Source organism: Vitiosangium sp. GDMCC 1.1324 (genome assembly GCF_003044305.1).
Lineage (GTDB): Bacteria > Myxococcota > Myxococcia > Myxococcales > Myxococcaceae > Archangium.
On the sequence record NZ_PZOX01000008.1, the window covers coordinates 415391 to 433544 of the forward strand.

The 18154-nt window shown below is 69.8% G+C and carries 17 protein-coding genes, 3 tRNA genes and 1 riboswitch; of the genes, 7 read left to right on the forward strand and 13 right to left on the reverse strand.

All coding sequences use genetic code 11. From position 1 onward, the window contains the following. Positions 1 to 22: 22 nt before the first annotated feature. The 10 genes from DAT35_RS24950 to DAT35_RS24990 form a co-directional block, all read right to left on the reverse strand. Positions 23 to 97: transfer RNA gene (locus DAT35_RS24950), tRNA-Leu, on the reverse strand. Positions 98 to 112: 15 nt separating this feature from the next. Then, positions 113 to 185 (reverse strand) — tRNA-Gly (locus DAT35_RS24955). A 94-nt stretch (positions 186 to 279) separates the two neighbouring features. After that, positions 280 to 352 (reverse strand) — tRNA-Glu (locus tag DAT35_RS24960). Positions 353 to 448: 96 nt separating this feature from the next. Next, the gene (locus DAT35_RS59105) at positions 449 to 601 is read right to left on the reverse strand and encodes a hypothetical protein (RefSeq protein WP_158501862.1); all 153 of its coding nucleotides are present in this window, start codon (positions 599 to 601) and stop codon (positions 449 to 451) included. 80 nt (positions 602 to 681) lie between these two features. Continuing rightward, positions 682 to 1752, reverse strand: coding sequence for an iron ABC transporter permease (locus DAT35_RS24965; protein ID WP_108069637.1), 1071 nt, complete (start codon positions 1750 to 1752; stop codon positions 682 to 684). A 2-nt stretch (positions 1753 to 1754) separates the two neighbouring features. Then, the gene (locus DAT35_RS24970; protein WP_108069638.1) at positions 1755 to 2633 is read right to left on the reverse strand and encodes an ABC transporter substrate-binding protein; all 879 of its coding nucleotides are present in this window, start codon (positions 2631 to 2633) and stop codon (positions 1755 to 1757) included. 7 nt (positions 2634 to 2640) lie between these two features. Beyond that, entirely contained in the window at positions 2641 to 4209 is a 1569-nt protein-coding gene (locus DAT35_RS24975; protein WP_108069639.1) for an MXAN_6577-like cysteine-rich protein, read from the reverse strand. A 53-nt stretch (positions 4210 to 4262) separates the two neighbouring features. Next, positions 4263 to 6290, reverse strand: a complete 2028-nt coding sequence (locus tag DAT35_RS24980) for a TonB-dependent siderophore receptor (protein WP_108069640.1) — start codon at positions 6288 to 6290, stop codon at positions 4263 to 4265. A gap of 50 nt (positions 6291 to 6340) precedes the next feature. Further along, positions 6341 to 6575, reverse strand: a riboswitch (cobalamin riboswitch). A gap of 6 nt (positions 6576 to 6581) precedes the next feature. Next, the gene (locus tag DAT35_RS24985; RefSeq protein WP_108069641.1) at positions 6582 to 7139 is read right to left on the reverse strand and encodes an FHA domain-containing protein; all 558 of its coding nucleotides are present in this window, start codon (positions 7137 to 7139) and stop codon (positions 6582 to 6584) included. Positions 7140 to 7252: 113 nt separating this feature from the next. Further along, positions 7253 to 7879: a hypothetical protein gene (locus DAT35_RS24990; protein ID WP_108069642.1), complete on the reverse strand. Its 627-nt coding sequence runs from the start codon at positions 7877 to 7879 to the stop codon at positions 7253 to 7255. A 243-nt stretch (positions 7880 to 8122) separates the two neighbouring features. On the opposite strand from DAT35_RS24990, the gene DAT35_RS24995 reads away from it, so the two are divergent. Next, entirely contained in the window at positions 8123 to 8377 is a 255-nt protein-coding gene (locus DAT35_RS24995; RefSeq protein ID WP_047863136.1) for a hypothetical protein, read from the forward strand. Then, positions 8374 to 8751, forward strand: a complete 378-nt coding sequence (locus DAT35_RS25000) for a helix-hairpin-helix domain-containing protein (RefSeq protein WP_233261687.1) — start codon at positions 8374 to 8376, stop codon at positions 8749 to 8751. The genes DAT35_RS24995 and DAT35_RS25000 overlap by 4 nt, the downstream gene beginning before the upstream one ends. A 63-nt stretch (positions 8752 to 8814) precedes the next feature. Here DAT35_RS25000 and DAT35_RS25005 read toward each other — a convergent pair whose 3' ends face one another. The 3 genes from DAT35_RS25005 to DAT35_RS25020 all read right to left on the reverse strand — a co-directional run bounded on the left by DAT35_RS25005 (position 8815) and on the right by DAT35_RS25020 (position 12239). Further along, positions 8815 to 10449, reverse strand: a complete 1635-nt coding sequence (locus DAT35_RS25005) for a serine/threonine-protein kinase (RefSeq protein WP_108069643.1) — start codon at positions 10447 to 10449, stop codon at positions 8815 to 8817. Between the two features lie 413 nt (positions 10450 to 10862). After that, positions 10863 to 11489, reverse strand: a complete 627-nt coding sequence (locus DAT35_RS25015) for a histidine phosphatase family protein (protein ID WP_233261688.1) — start codon at positions 11487 to 11489, stop codon at positions 10863 to 10865. 3 nt (positions 11490 to 11492) lie between these two features. Continuing rightward, entirely contained in the window at positions 11493 to 12239 is a 747-nt protein-coding gene (locus DAT35_RS25020; RefSeq protein ID WP_108069645.1) for an adenosylcobinamide-GDP ribazoletransferase, read from the reverse strand. Positions 12240 to 12582: 343 nt separating this feature from the next. Between DAT35_RS25020 and DAT35_RS25025 the strand changes: the two genes are divergently transcribed. The 5 genes from DAT35_RS25025 to DAT35_RS25045 all read left to right on the forward strand — a co-directional run bounded on the left by DAT35_RS25025 (position 12583) and on the right by DAT35_RS25045 (position 18084). Continuing rightward, positions 12583 to 13977, forward strand: coding sequence for an OprO/OprP family phosphate-selective porin (locus tag DAT35_RS25025; protein ID WP_233261689.1), 1395 nt, complete (start codon positions 12583 to 12585; stop codon positions 13975 to 13977). Between the two features lie 285 nt (positions 13978 to 14262). After that, entirely contained in the window at positions 14263 to 15312 is a 1050-nt protein-coding gene (locus DAT35_RS25030; RefSeq protein ID WP_108069647.1) for a sulfate ABC transporter substrate-binding protein, read from the forward strand. Between the two features lie 15 nt (positions 15313 to 15327). After that, positions 15328 to 16167 (forward strand): sulfate ABC transporter permease subunit CysT, encoded by an 840-nt coding sequence (gene cysT, locus DAT35_RS25035; RefSeq protein ID WP_108069648.1) that lies wholly within the window; start codon positions 15328 to 15330, stop codon positions 16165 to 16167. A gap of 10 nt (positions 16168 to 16177) precedes the next feature. Further along, positions 16178 to 17026: a sulfate ABC transporter permease subunit CysW gene (gene cysW / locus DAT35_RS25040; protein ID WP_108069649.1), complete on the forward strand. Its 849-nt coding sequence runs from the start codon at positions 16178 to 16180 to the stop codon at positions 17024 to 17026. Then, positions 17023 to 18084 carry a sulfate/molybdate ABC transporter ATP-binding protein gene (locus DAT35_RS25045; protein WP_108069650.1) on the forward strand — a complete coding sequence of 354 codons (1062 nt, stop codon included), beginning with the start codon at positions 17023 to 17025 and terminating at the stop codon, positions 18082 to 18084. Before cysW ends, DAT35_RS25045 begins: the two co-directional genes overlap by 4 nt. Positions 18085 to 18154 lie beyond the last annotated feature (70 nt).

The window sequence follows — 18154 nt, forward strand, 5'->3', positions numbered from 1 at the left end:
TGTGACTCTGCTGGACTGTGAGTGCCGAAGGCGGGATTCGAACCCGCAACCACCAGACTCTCGATCTGGGGCCTCTACCAGGTTGGGCTACTCCGGCAACGGGACTGCGAAGAGCGGTCGGCGGGATTCGAACCCGCGTACACCTGAGTGGCGCTCAGGGGCCTCTGCCTCTCGGCCACGACCGCATGTGTGCGAGCGCTCCTGCAGGGAATCGAACCCAGTTCACACGGTAGACGGCCGTGCTGCGATCCAATCGCATCCAGGAGCTTGTGTTGCGAGTACCCCGTACGGGAGTCGAACCCGTCTTTCCGCAGTGAGAGTGCGGTGTCCTTCGCCGATAGACGAACGGGGCAGGAAGTCGGGACCCGGAAAAGAGAAAGGCCGGGTCCCTTCTTGGGAGCCCGGCCTCTGAGTCCCGTGCCTCGTTCGAGACGAGGACGCGGAAGGTTCAGAGTCCGGGCGGTCGGCCGCCAACCAGCTCCAGGCCGAGCAGGAGGTCCAGAGCGGTATCCAGACCGGTACGCGAGAGCGCGTCGATGCCAGTGTCAGCGTCGTTCAGGTGCTTGAGGTTCATCGGGCTCTGCGTCGTCACCGTCGTCATGGTCACCGCTCCTTTCATCGAGAAAAGACGCGGCGGAAATCCGTTCCTGACAGCGCGCGCTCACGCCGCCCGTCTGCCCCTCAGGCCACCGGGACACGCCCGCTGCGGTACAGCAGCGACAGGAACAGCGGCCCACCGAGCAGCGCCGTCACCGCCCCCACGGGAAGCGGGTTCCCGAACAAGGGGAGCGCCAACCGCGCCAGCAGGTCCGCGAGCATGAGGAACGCCGCGCCCCCCAGCGCGGAGAGCGGCACGAGCAGCCGCTGGTCCGGCCCGAAAGCGAGCCGCAGCAGGTGGGGCACGATGAGCCCGACGAAGCCGATGAGCCCCGAGATCGCCACGGCTCCGGCGACGCTGGCGCTCGCGGCGAGCAGCAGCACCCGCCGCGTGGCCGCCACGGAGACCCCGAGCGACGCCGCGTCGTCATCACCCAACGTGAGCAGGTTGAGCCGTCCCGAGAGCGCGAGCATCACGCCAATGGCCCCACCTTGGAGGAGCGCGGACAGGGCGAGCGTGCCGATGCGTTCGTAGCCCAGGGACCCGACGAGCCAGTAGACGATCTCCCCCAGCCGGTTCGGGTCGGAGAGTGTCTTGATGACGGTGATGGCGGCGGAGGCGAAGGAGTTGAAGACGACGCCGATGAGGAGCGCGGCATAGGGCGCTCGGCCCCCATGGCCCTGACTCGCGACGAGCACGAAGACCATGGCCGCCGCGGCACCGAGAAAGGCGAACAGGGCCGGGGCCGAGAGACGCGCCAGCCCGACCGTGAGGCCCGAAGCCACCTGGCCCACCGTGCCGAGCCCCACGGCCAGGGCGAGGGTGGCTCCCAGCGCCGCGCCACCGGAGACACCGAGGATGAAGGGGTCCGCCAGCGGGTTGCGCAGCACGCCCTGCAGCGTGGACCCGGAGGCCGCGAGCCCCGCGCCGACGATGGCCGCCAGCAGGGCCCGCGGCAGGCGGAGGGACCAGAAGATGACGGCGTCGGTGGAGCCGGGGTCGCCCAGCACGGTGGAGAGGGAGATGGGCTCATCTCCGAAACGGACGGCCACGAGGAACGCCGCGACCACCAGGACGAGGAACACCCCGCACAGCCCGAGTGCCCGCGCCAGGGTGAATCCCGCTCCCCCACTCGCTCTGCCTGGCTCACGCATGCCTAGCGCACAGTCCCTGCATCGGGCTTCATGGAGGGGTGCAACAGCCAGAACAGTTCCTCCAGCCCCCGCCCCAGCGAGGGCCCCGGCTGTAGCAGCGCCATCGACGGCACCTCCACCCACCGGGCCTGCGAGAGCCCCGGAAGCGCGACGAGCTTGTCCTTGCCCACGTCCACGTCCGAGGCATCCACCACCACGTCCGGCCGCGCACGGATGGCGCGCTCGACGGAATACACGGGGTACGCCGAGCCCGCGTCCGCCGCGATGTTGATGGCTCCCGCATCGCGCAGCAACTCATCCGCGAAGGAGCCGGGCCCCGCGACGACGAGCGGCTCGAAGCCATAGACGAGCAGGACACGGGGAGGCTTCAACGTCTTGGCGGCCTCGCGGATGCGAGCACGTGTGGACTCGATGCTGTGAACGAGGGCCTCGGCCTCCTTCTCCTTCCCGAGCGCCTTGCCCACGGCGCCAAGGGCCGCCAGGGTATCGGCCACGGTGTGCAGGGGCAGCAGCAGCACGGGAATCCCCAGCTCGGCCAGCTTCTCCACGGGCCGCTGGTTGCCAGGCCCCGGTTGGACGAGCAAGAGGTCCGGCTTGATGGCCACCACGGCCTCGACGGACGGGTCGATGAAGCCGCCCACGCGAGGCAGGCCGGCTACCTCCTTCGCCTCGTCGAAGCGGGAGACGCCCACGAGGGTGCTCCCGGCCCCGAGCGCGAGCACCGTCTCCGTGAGGGACGGGGCGAGCGTCACCACGCGCTTCACCTTCTCGGGAGGCTTGGGACCCAGGAAGCGGGGGCCTCCCTTGGGGGCATCGGCGCGTGCGGCGGTGACCAGGCACAGCGCGGCGAGCAGGACGAACGGGACGAGACGGGTCTTCATGGGAGGCTCAGGGAATCGCGACGACGTCACCAACGAGGGAAGGGCCATTGCTCCGGGGGCAGGCGAGGATGGGGGGCTCGGCACCGGACCCGAGCCCGCGCCGCTCCACGAGCGAATCGCCCACCACCTCGACGACGAAGATGCGGCCCGCGCTGTTGTCACCCACGTAGACGCGGGTGCCCACCACGGAGAACCGGCCGGCGGAGGGGTGTGGGCACGAGGTCCCCACCGGGCACCGCAGCGCGAACGAGGCGATCACGCGGTCATCCGCGCCGAGCAGCACCAGGCCCGTCCCCTTCACGTCGAGGAGGTTGAAGCTGCGGTCATAGGTCGCCGCGCCGCTGCAGCTCACCAACAACCGCTCCCCCACGGGAGCCACCCAGAACGGGTTGAGGCAGCCCTCGCCGAGCTCGAGGAGGTCCACCGCGCGAGTGGAGGGATTGATGCGGGCCAGGAACCCGGGGCCCCCCACGGAGAAGTCCGTGGGGTCCAGGTTGCCGAGGGCGGCATACACCCGGCCGTGGTGCGTGACGATGCCGGCGGGCGAGGGCACGGAGGTGTGCTTCGAGAAGGGCTTCAGGGCCTCGCCCGTGGGCAGCTCGAAGGTGTCTGTGATGGTGGGCGCGGAGGGATCGGCCACCGAGACCCGCACCACCTTGCCACCCGCGGACGGAGCCGTCTGAAGGTTGCCCAGCAGCGTGACGTACGCATCCGAGCCCTTCAACGTGAACCCATACGGGTTGGTGTTCGCGCCGAAGTTCACACTGCCCACGTTGGTGAGCGTGATGCCATCGGGGAAGCGAGGACCGGGGTCGCTGGAGGGCTCCTCGTCACGCCGGAGCACCTGCAGGGTGTTGCTCGTGGAGTTGAGGATGAAGACGTAGGGGTCCTGGACGAGCAAGTGATTGGGCACCAGGCCCGTGGTGTTCCGGGCGGGCAGCTCGCCGTAGTCGACGAGCCGGGCCTGGAGCAGTCGCGTGGAGGAATCCAGCACCAGCAGCACGTCCTGCATGCGCGCGACGGTCTGGGGATTGGTCCCCACCGCCATCGGGGGCCCCTTCACGTCCGAGCCCGCCTGGATGCCCACCACCTGCCCGGTGTTGAAGCATGCGGCGACGAGGTCATAGGTGCAGATGCCGCCACGGCAGCTCCGGGAGTCCGCGCACACGTCGCCGCAGGCCCCACAGTTGAAGGCATCCGTGTCCAGGTCCACGCACGAGCGATCACATCGCTCGGAGGAGGCCAGGGCGCAGGACGCCTTGCACTGTCCCTGCTCGCATACCTGGTCCGGAGCACAAGCCGTGCCCCCCGCTCCCGCGCAGCCGCCGCAGTGGGACGGGTCCGAGGCCGTGACGACACACCGCCCATCACACAGCGTGGCACCCGAGCGGCAGCGGCACGCGCCCTCGATACAGACCTCCGTGGTGGAGCAGGCCACACCACAGGCGCCACAATGGGCGGAGGTGCTGGAAAGGTCCGCGCACACATTGCCGCAGCGGACCAGTCCCTCGGGGCACAGGAGGACCTCCTCCGGGCACCCCGCCAGCAGCAGGGACAGCGTCCCCAGGAGCAGCATCGCGCATGCCCCCGCTCTGCTCGAATGAGGACCGGGGTGAGAGTCTTTCCGAATCATGGAGCATCCGTCCGAGAAGCCGAGGAGGCAGAAGAGGAGGCACCCGGCCCGAAGGCCCCGGCCACCGACAGATACACGGAGCGGCCGGGGAGTGGGTATCCAACGAAGTCCTCGGCACGCGCATCGAAGAGGTTCTTCACCTCGCACGACACCGTGAGCTCCGTGCGCGAACCAAACGTGCTGGATACTCCCGCGTGGACGAAGGCGCGCCCGGGCAGCGACATCGCGCCATCCCGGGTGAGGAAGTGGGCGGACTGGGCCGCCACCTCCACGCGCCCCGTGAGCCACCTGGGCCCGCCCATCACCCGGGCGGCCAGCTTGTGGCGAGGCCGGTAGGGCAGCTCTCGCAGGTAGAAGCGCCCGTCCCGCTGCAGGTCATTCGACAGGGTGAGCGTGTAACTGAAGACGCCGGAGATCAGTGGATGGGGCCTCCACTCCCCCTCGGCCTCGAGCCCCATCACGCGCGCGTTGGCGAAGTTGTACGGCCTGGCCGCGCCGGGCGGATAGGCCTCGTAGGAGATGAGGTCCTCGTAGAGGCTGGCGAAGCCACCCACCGAGGCGACGGACACGCTCGTGCGGTGCACCACCGCCGCGTCCGCGTACAGCGCGCTCTCGGGGCGCAGGTCCGGGTTGGGCAGGAGCGTGCCCTGGCGCACGTACAGCTCCAGGAAGGAGGGCGCTCGGTGGGAGCGGCCCGCGTTGGCGCGCAGCTCGAAGCCCCAGGGCAGTAGCACGGTGGCGCCCACCTTCGGGGACAGCAGCGTGTACGGGCCCGCCCGCTCCACACGCAACGAGGGAGCAACGGTCAGCCGCCCGTCCCACAGCAGCACCTCGTCCATCGCCATCACGCTGGCGCGCAGCCACGCGGGCTCGCCACCGGAGGCCTCGGTCGTCTCCGCAGCGGACACGGACTCACCGCCCACGCCCACCAGCGCGGACACCGAGTGCCACCCGCCCAGCAACACCTGCCCCTCCAGCTCCACCCCTCCCAGTTGCTGCACCTGCGGGCTCGACTGGCCCCAGGGCCCACCAGACAGCGCCACCCGGTCCCGGCGGTAGTAGGCGCGAGCGCTCGTCCGCACTCCGCCCGGCAGCGTGCCCGACACGCGCAGGCTCGCCGAGCCACGTCCTCCCGACTGCCTCGCGTCCTCGCTCGGGTTCTGCGCGGTGCCCGCGAGGCCTCGATCGTCGAAGGAGAGCTCGCCCAGCAGGTCCGCGGAGAAGCCCCCGCCCAGATCCCTCCGCAGCCGCAGCAGGCCCCCCGCCCCACGCGCGTCGTTGTTGGTGCGCTGGCGCTCGAGGAGCGCATCCCCAGGCAGCGTGGGGCTCGGGTCGAAGAAGTACGGGAAGCGCCCGCTGGAGGTGCCTCCGTGCACGAGCAGCAGCGCCTCGCCACCCGCGAGCGGCCCCGAGGCCGACAGCCACCCGAGCGCCGTATCCCAGCTCCCATAGGAGAGCTCACCCGCGACACGCGCGCTCGCGCCGGGACGACGGGTGATGATGTTGATGGCCCCCCCCAGTCCGCCCGAGCCGTAGCGTGCTCCGGCGCCGCCGCGCAGCACCTCGAAGCGCTCGGCCAGCGCCACCGGCACACGGGACAGGTCCGCGATGCCGCCCGCGCCGTTGAGGGGAATGCCGTCGAGCAGCACCAGCGTCCCGTTGGCGGACGCGCCCCGCACCACGAGGCTCTTGCTCTGCCCGTAGCCTCCCAGGTCCTGCAGCGTGACACCGGGCGCGGTGGACAGCATCGCCGCGGTGTCCCGGGCCGCGCCGCCGAACTCGTCCACTCGGATGACGGTGAGGGCGCCGCTCGGATCTCTCACGGTGGCCGAGTCCGGGGGCTCGGGAGTCACGGGCACCTCCTGCACCTCCACGGGAGGCACGAGCAGGGGCTCATCACTGCCAGAGGCGTCCAGAGCCGGCGTGTCCCGGACAGGAGGCTCGACTGCCTGTTGGGCCCGCGCGACGCCGCTCGTGCTGAGCGCCAGGCAGAGCAGCCGCCCGGCGAGGTGCAACCACCGCATGGACCCGCCTTCCGCTCTCTCCGGCGAAGAGAGAAGGCCTTCGCGGGCGCTTCACGCCCACACCCCCGGGCAGGTCTCCTGGCTTCCGGGCTCCGGCCGAGGCGCACACCGCGCCTCCCAGAAGGGTTCCTCCGCCTTCCCCCGGTCTCGAGACCGGAGTGGCGACTGCCGAGGACCCCTTCCCTGACCTCAGGGCTGCCCGATCACAGTGGCGGGACCGCGCCGGACTCGCACCGGCTTCCCTCTTGAAGGCCCGACATGGGCACCCAAGGGCAGGCCCTTCCTAGGGGCTCAACCCCCGCGCGTCAAGCCACCCTCGCCCACGTGCGTCCGGCTGCCTCGGGAATGGCGGGCCAACCAGTCGAGGATGAACTCGTTGAAGGCGGAGAACTGGAGGAAGGTGGCCAGCATGTCCCCGAAGCGCAGCGAGGCGCGATCGAAGAGCGGCGTGGGCCGCCCGGGGATGAGCAGGGTGCCGTTGTGCCAGGTGCCGTTGTGGCTGCCACTGTCAGCGACGTACCAGACTCTCGTGTGCTTCTCCTCGGTGAAGGTGGCGTGCACCCGGGAGACCGTGGGGTCCTCCACGACGACATCGTTGTCGGGCGTACGTCCCAGCCTGATGCCCGGAGGCGGGATGACGCCCTGTGGACGCTTGCGGACCTCGAGCACGAGCGGCTCGGCGACGGTGGGCCGGTGCAGCGACAGCCCGGTCAGCGTGCTGCGAGTGAAGAGCGGACGCACTCCCATGGGAGGTGCCTCCCAGACCAGCACCGGCCAGCACACGGCGCGTCGCACGGACTGAGGATCATCGAGGAACTGTGAGGCGAGCACGGAGAACTTCAGGTGCACGAAACGGCCCTCCAGCACGCGTGGGAGTGACGAACACGGTGTGCACGAAGAGAGCCCCGGGCCAGTCCCCCCTCGGCCAGTGAGGGAAGGGAGGACACCCACGGTGGAGGTGCTCAGCGGGAGGAGCCGCGCACGTGGAAGGGGATGCGCAGCGTGCCGAACGCTTCTCCGGTGCTCGCATCCACCAGACGGGCCTGCAGCGTGACCTGGCGCTCGTGAGCGCCGAGAAGCTGGAAGTAGAGGAAGCCCGACCAGGAGGACTCATCCTTCAGGAGGCCCTCGGGAAAGGCCAGGCGCAGCATGTCCGCGGTCGGCAATCCCGCGGAGCAGGTCAGGCAGGTGGGTTGGGACTCCCGGCTGAGATGACCATACGGGGAGTACGAAGGAGGAGCCACCGGCACATGGGCGCTCGTGGCGGGCCTGGAGAGCGATTGGGGTTGGATCGCGGCGTAACGTGCCTCGCCCACCAGCGCGAAGTCCGCGTACTCGACGCGCAGGTTCCGGCCACTGGTGTTCTCCAGAATGAGCTCCACCGGCGTGAGGGCGTTCTCGAGGTCGGAGGGATTGCCCTTCCAGGTGTCCGCGCTCGCCACGAGCCGCACCCCATTGCTCGCGATGGCGGCGATGCGCCCGTCCGTCGAGACGACGACCTCGGGAGCAGGCGTGGGAAGAAGCCGCCCCGAGGTGGAACAACCCGACAGCAGCCCTAGCAGCACGACACCCAGAATCCGGAAGCGCATGAGCCTGCTCCTCCTCATCGATGATTTTCCGGCCGCTGCCATCCTCGACACGGAAGGAGGAACCCGCCAGCCAATTGCGCCTCGGAGTGTCGGGCCCACGCCATCCCACACCCGGGACACTCCGAGCGATGCTGTACGCCTCACACGCGCGACCTCCGAGGGAAGCGTCACTGGCATGGCATCTGCTCAGGAGTGACGCCGCGCCAATGGAGGCGCGAAGGAGATGGTCGAGAGGTGATTGAGATGCTGACGGCGGGGAAGCGGTTGGCGGTGTTCTCCATCCGCGAGGGCAAGGGCGGGAGCATCTGGGTGCGGGCGGGGAGCGCCTTCGTGAACAAGGATGGCTCGCTCAACGTGCTGCTGGATGTGCTTCCGCTGGATGGGAAGCTGCACGTGCGGGAGGCGGGGGACAAGAAGGACACGGTGCAGGCGGGCGGCGGCGGGCGCTACGGGCTCGACGGTGGGCTGGACTCGCTGCCGGTGGGAGGCCACTCGTGAGCAGGCGGGTGGCAGGCGTGGTCGCCGCGCTGCTGGGACTGGTGCTGCTCGGACCCGGGAGCGCAGAGGCGGCGAGCGCGAAGACCCGGACGCAGTACACGGGAGTGGTGAACCTGAACGAGGCCACGGTGGCGCAGTTGGATCTGCTGCCGGGCGTGGGCGCGAAGGCCGCGCAGCGCATCATCGCCTGGAGGCAGAAGCGGGCCTTCAAGCGCATCGAGGAGCTGGTGCGGGTGAAGGGCTTCGGCAAGAAGCAGTTCCTGAGGCTCAAGCCCCACCTGACGTTGGAGGGCCCGACGACCCTGAAGGCGGACAAGGTGCCCGTGCAGATGGGCGAGGTCCGCGTCACGGGCGATCCGGCGGCGAAGCACTGAGCGCCCGGGAGGAAGGGTGCCCCGAGTCCCGGGCATCCTCCCTCCCGCGTCCACGGGTGAGGCTCACTGGCGAGCCCCGCGGGGCAGCTGGACCGGCTCGGCCTGCTCGGTGAGGGCCATGTCGGGCGTGAGCAGGAGCGGCCGCACGGGCATGGAGGTCTGGGTCGTGGCATGACGCATGGCCTCGACCAGCTGTTGCCGTCCATGGGGATAGGGCGCTTCCTGACCCGTGAGTGCCGAGAACTGCTGATGCAGTACCTCGCCCGAGGGTGTGCGCTGCTCCCGGTCGAGCACGAGCATTCCCATGATGATGGCATCCAGCGCGGGCGAGATACCGGGCACGAAGTGCGAGGGCGGCAGCACCTCCTGCCGCGTGGAGGCGACCATCAGCTCCGTCTCGCTGTCCCCCTGCAGGGCGCGCTCGCCGGTGAGGGCCTCGTGCAGGGTGAGGCCCAGCGCGAAGAGATCCGCCCGGCCGTCCAGCGGCTTGCCGTAGGCCTGCTCCGGCGCCATGTAGCCCGCCTTGCCGCGCACCGTCTGCACCTTGGTGAGGGCGAGCCGGTTCGCCGCACGCGCGATGCCGAAGTCCGACAGCTTCACCTCACCGATGCGCGACAGCAGGACGTTGGGCGGGTTGAGGTCGCGATGCACCAGGCCCAGCGGCTCGCCTCGGGGTCCCGTGCGGCCGTGCATGTACGCCAGCGCCGAGGCGACCTCCGCACCGATGTAGGCCACCGCCGCCGGGGGCAGCCGCCTCAGGGCGAGGCGCCCCAGCAGCGAGCTGAGCGGCATGCCGTCCACGAACTCCATGGCCAGGAAGACCGTGCCCTGGTGCCGCCCCAGGTCGAGCACCTGCACGATGTTGGGGTGGATGAGCAGCGAGCCCAGCTCGGCCTCCCGCCGGAACATGGCGAGGAACTCTTCATTGTCCGCGTAGGCCGGGAGGATACGCTTGACGGCCACCTGCTTCTCGAAGCCGCCCTCGGGGCTATAGGTGGCGCGGAACACCTCGGCCATGCCGCCCACGCCCAGGCGTTCGTGGAGGAAGTACTTCCCCATCACGTCCTTCTCGCGGATGGCGCGCAGCGCCGCCTCGGCCTTGCTCACGATGAGGCCGGCCAGCGTCGCCGTCAGCGGCCCGTAGGCGAAAAGGAACACGCAGCGCAGCAGCACCATCGGGAACGTCAGGGTGCTCATGGGCTCGGGCGGGAGCCGCGGCTGGAACACGAACACGTACAGCGCCAGGTACTCCACCGCGGCGAGCGCCGCCGCCGAGTACGCCAGCTTCTTGCCCGCCCGGAGCGCACACACCACGATGAGCGCGCCCCACGCCATCGCTGGCGGCGTGGTGAGGGCGTACACGGCACCGTGGAAGTAGGCGTCGATGGCGCACGCCACCGCCGGAATGGACACGGTGATGGCGCTGTCCACCCACTGCATCGCCGGATGGAAGCCGTTCTGCCGCAGCGCCCACAGCATGAGGGTGTAGTAGATGCCCAGCCCCCCCGTCAGCCCCGCGAGGCACAGCGACAGGCCGGGGCCAATCACCCCGATGAGCAACAGCGAGGCCACGCAGCCGAGCACCATCATGCCGCGCATGAAGCGCGCGATGGTCATCTCGCGTGGGACGACGTCCTGGTCCAGGAACTCCTGCAGCAGTCGTGCGGAGTGCGGCACTCGGGGAGCGGCGGCTTCCATGGCGGACGAGTCTACCGGACACGTGGGCCATACGCCCGAACCCAACTTCCCACAACGCCCGCGAAGCTCCGCCCGTGCGTGGGCCGAGAACGTCAGCCGCCTGCTTACCGCCGACGGACCTCTGCTTCGAACTCGTCGCAGACCGTCGCCCAGTCTCCAGCCGAAGGGGCTTCGGCGCGCGCTTCTGCCGCCCGACCCTCTATCTCCCGAGCCCACTCCACCTCGGCATCGAGCGCAGGCTCTCCCTCCAGGCGGGCCAGCAGCTCACGCAGCACGAGCACCTGCTCCTCAGGCGAGAGGCTGAGGGCCTCGTCGAGTACACGTTGAGCGCCACGCGTCATATGTCCGAACAATAGCCCCGACCTCGCGCACCCGAGGGGCACCTCTCCAAGAGGCAGCACCCTGCCCGGGGCTCAGCCGAACGTCACATTCATCAGCTTCACGATGGGCTCGTCACCGTAGAAGTCGATGATGTTCACCGCCCCGTACCCCTGCTCCAGCCGGAACAGGTTGTCGTCCGGCATGCCCAGCGCCTCGGCCAGCAACGTCCGGTTCACCCCGCCGTGCGACACCAGCACGAACGTCTCTCCCGCGTGCCGCGTGCGCAGCGTCCGGCCCGCCGACCTCACCCGCTCGCGCATCTCCGGGTAGCTCTCCCCCTGGGGGAACTGCACCCGCGCCGGATGCGCCATCCACTCCGCGTACACCTCCGGATAGCGAGCCTCCGCCTCCTCGTACGTGAGGCCCTCGAAGAGGCCGAAGTCGATCTCCCGGAACGCCTCCTCCGCGTCCACCGACATCCCCTTCAACTCCGCCAGGGGCGCCGCGCTCTCCAGCGCGCGCTGGCGCGGGCTCACGTAGATGCGCAGCAGGGGCGCCTCGGCCAGGAAACGCGCGGCGCGCTCGGCCTGCAGCCGGCCCGTGGAGGACAACCCCACGTCCAGCCGCCCGTAGCACCGGCCTCGCGTCTCCTCCACCGGTTGCCCGTGCCGCACCAGCACCATGCGCGTCACGCCCTTCGGAAGTCGCCAGTCCATCATCGCCTACCCCTCCCCCCACCCGAGCAGCACCACGAACACCAGCGCTTCACACACTTCCGTGTTCGCTCCCATCGTGTCTCCCGTAATCCCCCCAATCCGTGTCTTGCACCACGCGCCCTGGATCGCGGACACCGCTGTCACTCCCCCGAATACCACGCCACCCCACCAGCCGAGCAGCCCCCCCACCCCTCCGAGTGTCAGCAGCGTCGCTCCCACCCACTCCATCCACCCTACATGGTCCGTGATGGCCGACCCCAACCCACCCGAGCGACGGGCATACGGCAGGAACCGGCCCTGGAAGACCGAGGCCCACCGCCCCAGAACCGGGGCCACCAGCAGGGCGCCATCCGCCTGGCCCCGCTCGAGCAGCGCCGCCAGGGCGCTCGCCTTCAGCCCCACCACCAGCAACAACGCCACCGCCCCGTACGCGCCAATGAGGTGGTCGCGCATGATGCGCAGCACGTCCTCCTTCGTGCGCCCGCCCCCGAAGCCATCCGCCATGTCCGCCAGGCCGTCCAGGTGCAGCGCGCCCGTGAGCAACGCCCCCACGGCCAGCAGCAGGAAGGCGGCCACCAGGGGCGGCAGTGCCGGGTAGAGCGCGTGACGCACCAGCACCAGCAGCCCTCCGAGCAGCGCGCCCACCACGGGAAACAGCAACGTCGCGCGGCCCACGTCCGCCGCGTCGAACGTGGCCGCCCCGGGCACGGGGATGCGGCTGAGGAATGCGATGCCGGCGAACAGGCGCCTCATGGAGAGCGCGCCTCTTGCCACGTTTTTCACGCGGATGGCACTGCACTCCACACGGAGTGTCCGTCCGCTATAGCGGACGACCTGCTTGACAAACGGAGGCCCCCCGGGCACCGTCTCCCCCGCTCCATGCCCACCTCCCTCTCGCTGATGGTCTGTTGCTGTCGCTTTCCAGGGGTGGGCGCTCGCGTGCACGAAGCTTGAGGGCTGACAGCCGCATTGTTCAGGAGCCCACCTTCCGCGAGGAACCGGTGGGCTCTCGAGTTTCAGGTGTCCTCGAATCCATCCGGACGTCTCGCGGGCTGATTTCCCCAAACGAGGTCTCACCTTGGACGATTCACCCTGGATGAAGCAGTCATGGAAGTCTCCTCGCCGTGGAGCGCTGCCGCGCGCGGTGCTCGCCGCAACGTGGCTGGCCCTCCCCACGGCCGCGTGGGCCCAGCAGGCCACGGAGGACGTGAAGAAGGAGGAGCCCCCGAAGACGGAGCCCTCGAAGGAAGAGAGCCCGAAGACGGAGCCCTCGCGCCCCGCCGCCGAGCCGCAGTCCGCCCCGAAGGTGGTCGTCAACGCCGGGCCAGAGGGCTTCACGCTCGCCTCCTCCGACAAGCAGTTCCAACTCAAGCTGCGCGGCTACATCCAGGCGGATGGCCGTCTCTTCTTGGATGAAAAGGACCGGCCCGCGGTCAACACCTTCCTCATCCGGCGGGCCCGCCCCGTCCTCGAGGGCACCCTCTTTGGAAGCATCGACTTCCGCCTGGTGCCCGACTTTGGCGGTGGCACGACGGTGCTCCAGGATGCGTACCTGGACATCCGCCCCTGGTCCGAGCTGCGGCTGCGCGTGGGCAAGTTCAAGCCGCCCATCGGACTCGAGCAGCTCCAGTCCGACACCAACATCGTCTTCGTCGAGCGCAACCTGCCCACCAACCTCGTCCCCAACCGGGACGAGGGCGCCCAGCTCTTCGGAGAGGCCTTCGGCGGAGTGCTCTCCTACGCCGCCGGGGCCTTCAACGGCACGCCCGACGACGCCAGCGTGGACGCCAACCTCGACGACAACGTGGACCTCGTGGGCCGCCTCTTCGTGCACCCGTTCCGGCGCACCGACCTGAAGCCCCTGCAGGGACTCGGGTTCGGCTTGGCGGCAAGCCGCGGCAGCCAGCACGGCACCACCGCGGCCACCGGCCTGGCCCCCTTCCGCACCGTGGGGCAGCAGACCTTCTTCAACTACCTCTCGAGCACCACCACCCCGGCGGACACCGTCATCGCGGATGGCGTGCACACGCGGCTGTCGCCCCAGGGCTACTTCTACTTCGGGCCGTTCGGCCTGCTCGCCGAGTACGTCACCTCCACGCAGGAGCTGCGGCGCGGCACCGAGCACGACCAGGTGAGGAACGACGCGTGGCAGGTCGCCGCGTCCTACGTGCTCTTCGGAGGCAGCCCCACCTTCGAGGGCGTCCGCCCCGCCCGCCCCGTGCGGCCCTCCGAGGGGACCTGGGGCGCCGTCGAGCTCGCCGCCCACTACGCCGAGCTGCACATCGACCCGGAGGCCTTCCCCCGCTTCGCGGACCCCAACCGCTCCGCGCGCGTGGCGAAGGGCTGGGGCGCCGCCGCCAACTGGTACATCGGCGGCAACAACCGCATCGGCCTCGACCTGGAGCGGACCACCTTCGAGGGCGGTGCCGCGGACGGTGGCGACCGCAAGCCGGAGTTCGTCCTGCTCGAGCGCTTCCAGGCCAGTTGGTGATCCACGGATCGGCGCCTCCGGGCGCCATCCGCTATAACGGACGAACCGCTTGACAAACGGATGCCCCGCGGGCACCTTGTCGTCCGTTCATGCCCACCCCCCGCCAGAAGATGTCGTGTTGCCAACGGCACCCGGAGTGGGCGCTCGCCCGCTGGAGGCCTGAAGGCTGACGGCCGCGAGCTCTGGAGAGCCCACACGACCCGCGAGGGAAGGTGGGCTTTCGAGCTTCATGGGACTCGAACCCACCGAGACCTCGCCGCCACCCTTCCGCATCGAGGTACCGCCATGAAGCCGCTGTCCCCGAACAAGCCCGCCGCCGCCCTGCTGTCCCTGCTGCTCTCCGTCGTGCCCGCGTTGGGAGGCTGCTCGAAGCCGGGCGCCGCACAGACGGAGCCCATCACCCTGCTCAACGTCTCGTACGACCCCACGCGCGAGCTCTACACGGACTTCAACGCCGCCTTCGCCAAGCAGTGGGAGGCGAAGAACGGGACGAAGCTCGTCATCAAGCAGTCACACGGCGGCTCCGGCAAGCAGGCGCGCGCCGTCATCGATGGGCTGGACGCGGACGTGGTGACGCTCGCGCTCGCGTACGACGTGGACATGCTGCACGACAAGGGCAACCTGCTGCCGGACACCTGGCAGTCGCGGCTGCCCAACAACAGCTCGCCGTACACGTCCACCATCGTCTTCGTGGTGCACAAGGGCAACCCCAAGGCCATCCACGACTGGGAGGACCTGCTCAAGCCCGACGTGTCCGTCATCACGCCCAACCCCAAGACGTCCGGCGGCGCGCGCTGGAACTACCTGGCCGCCTGGGGCTACGCGCTGCGCAAGTCCGGCGGTGACGAGGCCAAGGCGCGCGACTACATCTCCCGCCTCTTCAAGAACGTGCCCGTGCTGGACTCGGGGGCGCGCGGCGCCACCACCACCTTCGCCGAGCGCGGCATCGGCGACGTGCTCATCGCCTGGGAGAACGAGGCATTCCTGCTCACCGACGAGGTGGGCAAGGACAAGTTCGAAATTGTCGTCCCCTCGGTGAGCATCCTCGCCGAGCCGCCCGTGGCCATCGTGGACCGGAACGTCGAGCGCAAGGGTACGCGGGCCGCGGCCGAGGCCTACCTCCAGTACCTCTACTCAGAGGAAGGCCAGGAGATCGCCGCGAAGCACCACTTCCGGCCGCGCTCCCAAGCGGTGGCCGCGAAGTACGCCAGCCACTTCCCCGCGGTGAGCCTGTTCACCATCGACGAGGTGTTCGGCGGCTGGAAGAAGGCGCAGAAGACGCACTTCGACGACGGAGGCGCCTTCGATCAGCTCTACGTCCCCAAGGCGCAGTAGCCGGAGCCGCACCGCATGTACCCGAGCGCAAGACGCCGCGTCCTGCCGGGCTTCGGACTGACGATGGGGCTCAGCTGGTTGTACCTGGGCCTCATCGTCCTGCTGCCGCTCTCCGGACTCTTCCTGAAAACCTTCAGCCTCACCTGGGCCCAGTTCTGGGAGACGGTGGCCGCTCCCCGCGTGCTCGCGGCGTACCGGCTCAGCTTCGGCGCGGCCCTGCTCGCCGCGCTGGCCAACGCCGTGTTCGGCCTGCTCGTGGCCTGGGTGCTGGTGCGCTACCGCTTCCCGGGTAAGGCCCTGGTGGACGCGCTGGTGGACCTGCCCTTCGCCCTGCCCACCGCCGTGGCGGGACTCACGCTCACCACCCTGTACTCGCACAACGGCTGGTACGGGCAGTACCTGGAGGCGCTCGGCGTCAAGGTGGCCTTCACGCCCCTGGGCGTGGTGGTGGCGCTCACCTTCATCGGGCTGCCCTTCGTGGTGCGCACCGTGCAGCCCGTGCTCGAGGACATCGACGCCGATGTGGAGGAGGCCGCCGCCACGCTCGGGGCCACGCCCTGGCAGGTCTTCACCCGCGTCCTCTTCCCCAGCGTGTTCCCCGCCCTGCTCAGCGGCTTCACCCTCGCCTTCGCCCGGGCCATTGGCGAGTACGGCTCCGTCGTCTTCATCTCCGGCAACATGCCCATGAAGACGGAGATCGCCCCGCTGCTCATCATCACCCGGCTCGAGCAGTACGACTACCCGGGCGCCACGGCCATCGCCGGGGTGATGCTCGCGGCCTCGTTCGCGCTCCTGCTCGCCGTCAACCTCGTGCAGCGCTGGAGCAGCCGCCGGCTCGAGGCCCGGCCCGGATAGGACCTCCGCCATGCACCCGACCTCGCACGCTCCACGCCGCAACCGACGCACTGTCTCCGGCCCCGCCGCCGTGCGCTGGTTGCTCATTGGGCTGGCGCTCGTGTTCCTCGGCGTCTTCCTCGTGGTGCCGCTGGTCGCCGTCTTCACCTATGCCCTGCAGAAGGGCGTGGGTTACTACTTCGCCACCATCCAGGAGCCCGAGTCCTGGTCCGCCATCCGCCTCACCCTGCTGGCCGCCGCCATCGCCGTGCCCCTCAACCTGGTCTTCGGGCTCGCCGCCGCGTGGCTCATCGCCCGCTTCCGCTTCCCCGGCCGGGACGTGCTCCTCACGCTCATCGACCTGCCCTTCAGCGTGTCGCCCGTCATCGCCGGGCTCATCTTCGTGTTGCTCTTCGGCAGACAGGGGTGGCTCGGGCCCTGGCTGGACGCGCATGACATCCACATCATCTTCGCGGTGCCCGGCATCGTGCTCGCCACCGTCTTCGTGACGTTCCCCTTCGTGGCGCGCGAGGTGCTGCCCGTCATGCAGGCGCAGGGGCAGGACGAGGAGGAGGCCGCGCTCTCCCTGGGTGCGAGCGGCTGGCGCACCTTCCTGCATGTCACGCTGCCCAAGGTGAAGTGGGGCGTGCTCTACGGCGTGCTGCTGTGCAACGCCCGCGCGATGGGCGAGTTCGGCGCCGTGTCCGTCGTCTCCGGCCACGTGCGCGGGGTGACCAACACGCTGCCGCTGCACGCGGAGATTCTCTACAACGAATACAACCTCTCCGGTGCGTTCGCCGTGGCCTCGCTGCTCACGGTGCTCGCGCTGGTGACCCTGGCCGTCAAGAAGTACGTCGAGTGGAAGGCGGAGTCCCCATGAGTGTCATCGTCGAGCAGCTCACCAAGCGCTTCACCGCCGGGGGAACACCCGCTGTCTCGGACGTGTCGTTCCACGCTCCGTCCGGGGCCATCACCACGCTGCTCGGGCCCTCCGGGGCGGGCAAGTCCACCCTGCTGCGCCTCATCGCCGGGCTCGAGCTGCCGGACTCTGGCTCCGTGCGCATCGAGGGCGTGGACTGTACCCACCAGCCCGTGCAGAAGCGGGGCATCGGCGTCGTCTTCCAGAGCTACGCGCTCTTCAAGCACATGACGGTGCGGCAGAACATCGCCTTCGGGCTGGAGACGCGCCGGCTGCCCCGCGCCGACATCGAGGCGCGTGTGGACGAGATGCTGCGCCTGGTGCAGTTGGATGACCTGGGCAAGCGCTACCCCGGACAGCTCTCCGGCGGACAGCGGCAGCGCGTGGCCTTCGCCCGGGCGCTCGCCATCCGCCCCAAGCTGCTGCTGCTGGACGAGCCCTTCGGCGCGCTCGACAGCCGCGTGCGCGTGGAGCTGCGCGAGTGGCTCCACTCCCTGCACGAGCAGACGGGCGTCACCACCCTGCTCGTCACCCATGACCAGGAGGAGGCGCTCGAGATTTCACAGCACGTGGTCGTGCTCTCGGACGGGCGCGTGGCCCAGGCGGGCCCTCCGGAAGAGATTTATGACCGGCCGGCCACGCCGTTCGTCGCCTCCTTCGTGGGCGGCACCAGCATCCTGCGCGGACACGTCCGATCCGGGAGAGCCGAGGTGGGCACCCTCGTGGTGGAGGCGCCCCAGAGCGCCCGCGAGGGCGAGGCGGTGCACGCGTTCGTCCGCCCCCATGACATCAAGATCGCCAAGCCCGCCAACGGGGCCAACGGCTCCAGCACCGTGCTCGTCGAGCGCCTGAAGTCCGTGGGCGGCTACGTGAAGGTGCTGCTCAAGCTGCCCTCCGGAGAGACGATCACCGTCGAGGTGCCCCGCGCCGAGTTCGAGAACCTGGGCGTCGTCGAGGGCGACCTCGTCCACGCCGACGTGCGCATGGCCAAGGTGTTCCTCGGCGACTTCGCCATCTGAGGGCGGAGGCGGCAATCCCCGGTGCTCCGCCGCGGCACGCGCGGCCACCTCTGTTCCTCACGGCACGGTC

What these genes read in the sequence shown, in the direction of transcription:
- DAT35_RS59105 (WP_158501862.1), bottom strand. Translation starts at nt 601, where the DNA reads ATGACGACGGTGACGACGCAGAGCCCGATGAACCTCAAGCACCTGAAC.
- DAT35_RS24965 (WP_108069637.1), bottom strand. Translation starts at nt 1,752, where the DNA reads ATGCGTGAGCCAGGCAGAGCGAGTGGGGGAGCGGGATTCACCCTGGCG.
- DAT35_RS24970 (WP_108069638.1), bottom strand. Translation starts at nt 2,633, where the DNA reads ATGAAGACCCGTCTCGTCCCGTTCGTCCTGCTCGCCGCGCTGTGCCTG.
- DAT35_RS24975 (WP_108069639.1), bottom strand. Translation starts at nt 4,209, where the DNA reads ATGCTGCTCCTGGGGACGCTGTCCCTGCTGCTGGCGGGGTGCCCGGAG.
- DAT35_RS24980 (WP_108069640.1), bottom strand. Translation starts at nt 6,290, where the DNA reads ATGCGGTGGTTGCACCTCGCCGGGCGGCTGCTCTGCCTGGCGCTCAGC.
- DAT35_RS24990 (WP_108069642.1), bottom strand. Translation starts at nt 7,879, where the DNA reads ATGCGCTTCCGGATTCTGGGTGTCGTGCTGCTAGGGCTGCTGTCGGGT.
- DAT35_RS24995 (WP_047863136.1), top strand. Translation starts at nt 8,123, where the DNA reads ATGCTGACGGCGGGGAAGCGGTTGGCGGTGTTCTCCATCCGCGAGGGC.
- DAT35_RS25005 (WP_108069643.1), bottom strand. Translation starts at nt 10,449, where the DNA reads ATGGAAGCCGCCGCTCCCCGAGTGCCGCACTCCGCACGACTGCTGCAG.
- DAT35_RS25015 (WP_233261688.1), bottom strand. Translation starts at nt 11,489, where the DNA reads ATGATGGACTGGCGACTTCCGAAGGGCGTGACGCGCATGGTGCTGGTG.
- DAT35_RS25020 (WP_108069645.1), bottom strand. Translation starts at nt 12,239, where the DNA reads ATGAGGCGCCTGTTCGCCGGCATCGCATTCCTCAGCCGCATCCCCGTG.
- DAT35_RS25025 (WP_233261689.1), top strand. Translation starts at nt 12,583, where the DNA reads ATGAAGCAGTCATGGAAGTCTCCTCGCCGTGGAGCGCTGCCGCGCGCG.
- DAT35_RS25030 (WP_108069647.1), top strand. Translation starts at nt 14,263, where the DNA reads ATGAAGCCGCTGTCCCCGAACAAGCCCGCCGCCGCCCTGCTGTCCCTG.
- cysT (WP_108069648.1), top strand. Translation starts at nt 15,328, where the DNA reads ATGTACCCGAGCGCAAGACGCCGCGTCCTGCCGGGCTTCGGACTGACG.
- cysW (WP_108069649.1), top strand. Translation starts at nt 16,178, where the DNA reads ATGCACCCGACCTCGCACGCTCCACGCCGCAACCGACGCACTGTCTCC.
- DAT35_RS25045 (WP_108069650.1), top strand. Translation starts at nt 17,023, where the DNA reads ATGAGTGTCATCGTCGAGCAGCTCACCAAGCGCTTCACCGCCGGGGGA.